Origin of the sequence: Streptomyces sp. XY431 (genome assembly GCF_001279805.1) — a bacterium.
GTDB lineage: Bacteria > Actinomycetota > Actinomycetes > Streptomycetales > Streptomycetaceae > Kitasatospora > Kitasatospora purpeofusca.
This window is the reverse complement of the sequence record NZ_LGDO01000429.1, coordinates 1-250: the sequence shown is the minus strand read 5'-3', so window position 1 is coordinate 250 and position 250 is coordinate 1. Positions and strand designations below refer to the sequence as shown.

Annotated in this window: 1 protein-coding gene; it reads right to left on the bottom strand. The window is 77.6% G+C overall.

Annotation, left to right across the window (positions count from 1 at the left end):
• A partial coding sequence (locus ADK60_RS28000) for an electron transfer flavoprotein subunit alpha/FixB family protein (protein ID WP_199839782.1) occupies positions 1–250 on the bottom strand: 250 nt, incomplete at both ends.

Sequence of the window (250 nt, the reverse complement as noted above, 5' to 3'; positions counted from 1 at the left end):
GAGCTGCGGGGAGACCTGCTTGCCGGTCTGGCCGACCTGGCTGCTGTGCGGGTACCAGCCGGCGTCGACGGCGGCGCGCGAGGCACCGACGGCCGCGCCCAGGGCGTCGGCGAGCTCCTCGACCACGCCGAAGCCCTCGGCGGCACCGACGCCGCGGCCGCCGGAGACCACGATCGCGGCCTCGGTCAGCTCCGGACGGCCGGAGGACACCCGCGGGGTGCGCGAGACGACCTTGGCGGCGTTGCCGGTG